Source organism: Neoluteolibacter marinus (assembly GCF_014904755.1).
GTDB classification, from domain to species: Bacteria; Verrucomicrobiota; Verrucomicrobiia; order Verrucomicrobiales; family Akkermansiaceae; genus Haloferula; species Haloferula marina.
Window position 1 is genome coordinate 1 of sequence record NZ_JACZFQ010000146.1, and the last position, 1,743, is coordinate 1,743.

Sequence of the window (1,743 nt, forward strand, 5' to 3'; positions counted from 1 at the left end):
CGAGACCCTATGGCTGCGACTTGAAGCAGTCGGCCGCCACCGGGTTGGGTTCGGGGTTTGGAAAGAGGTGCCGTGTCTGGTTCAAATCGTGGGCTGTCCCGCGCGAACGGGACCTATCCAACATCAATCGATTGCGACGAATGAATACGAACTCAGACACGGCCAATCCACTCTACGTCGGGCTCGACGTGCATAAAGAACAAACCGTCATCGCCCTCCTCGAACCGGACCGCGACGCCGAACCCCGCTCCTACGGCAGCATCGCCACCACCCAGCACGCCCTGGAGCGCGCCATGCGCCGCATCGCCCGCCAGCAGAAGCGCAGGCTCTCCGACCTCCACGTCTGCTACGAGGCGAGCGGATGCGGCTTCTGGATCGCCAGGCGCCTCCTCCAGATGGGCCTCCATTGCGATGTGATCGCCCCCTCGTTGATCCCCTCGCGCTCCGGTGACCGGGTCAAGACCGACAAAAGGGACGCCGCCAAGCTCGCCCGGATGCACCGCTCCAACGACCTCGTCGCCGTCCACGTGCCCGACGCCGTCGATGAAGCCATCCGCGACCTCTGCCGCGCCCGCACCGATGCTGTCGACGACCTCCGCCGCGCCAAGACCCGCCTGCTCGCCCTGCTCCGCCGCCTCGGCTACCGCTACGACGGCAAGACCCACTGGACCCAGGCCCACCAAAACTACCTCCGCTCCCTCAAGCTCCCCGACGCCGCCCACAACCGCGTGCTCGAGGACCACATCGCCACCATCGACTTCCACGAGGAACGCATCGCCCGGCTCGAGGACGAGATGCGCCAACTCCTCGACGGCTGGCAGCGCGAACCGCTCGTCAGGGCGCTGATGGCCTTCAAGGGCTTCAAGCTCGTCGCCGCCATGGTCACCGTCAGCGAGATCGGCACCTTCAGCCGCTTCGCCCATCCGAAGAAACTCATGGCCTTCCTCGGCCTCGTCCCCTCCGAGAACTCCAGCGGCACCAGCCGCCGGCAGGGCGCCATCAGCAAATGCGGCAACCCCCACGCCCGCTGGCTGCTCGTCGAGCAGGCCACCCACTACCGCGTCCCACCCAAGGTCAGCCCCCAGCTCTCCGAGCGGCAGAGCGGCGCCCCGCGCTGGATCCGGGAGCTCTCCTGGAAGACCCAGACCCGGCTGAGCCACCGGTTCTCCGTACTGCGCAAACGCGGCCTGCATCACAACAAAATCAAGGTCTCCATCGCCCGCGAACTGGCCGCCTTCGTCTGGGAACTCGGAACACGCTTCGAAGCGAAACAAGCCGCCGCCTGACCACCCACTCCGCTCTCCCTTTTTCAAAACCCCCGGCGTTCCTTGGGGGGGCTTTCGAAAAACGAAGATCTCCGTTCCCTTCAAGGAACCACCCGCCGCACCCCGACCCGAACATACCCGTCCACCGCGTTGCGGTCCGGGATGAGAAGCGCCAGCCGGCTCCGAGTCTTCCATCGACGTTCTGGGTTAACCCGGCCCCGCCGGGCGAGCACCCGCTGCGAGACTGAAGCATGGGAGCCACCCACGTGAAAAAAGAACCTGTTGGAAAGGTCCCGCTACCGCGGGGCAGCCCACGAATAGCAGCATACAAAGCCGTAGGCGAACTGCTGATCACACTGGATCAAACGCCACCTCTCATCCCGGTCTCCGACGCGTTGAACCGGACGCCGGAATCTCATCACCTACGATGAAAACAGTAGCACTTTGCCCGTTGACAAACACGAAGCCATAGCAACGT

Annotated in this window: 1 protein-coding gene; it reads left to right on the plus strand. The window is 64.8% G+C overall.

Annotated features, from left to right (window positions below; translation table 11 throughout):
* Positions 1-140 precede the first annotated feature (140 nt).
* Positions 141-1,286: an IS110 family RNA-guided transposase gene (locus IG178_RS24215; RefSeq protein WP_193215169.1), complete on the plus strand. Its 1,146-nt coding sequence runs from the start codon at positions 141-143 to the stop codon at positions 1,284-1,286.
* Positions 1,287-1,743: the final 457 nt, after the last annotated feature.

Excerpts from the sequence above, each read along its gene's own strand:
- IG178_RS24215 (WP_193215169.1), top strand. The coding sequence starts at position 141 with ATGAATACGAACTCAGACACGGCCAATCCACTCTACGTCGGGCTCGAC.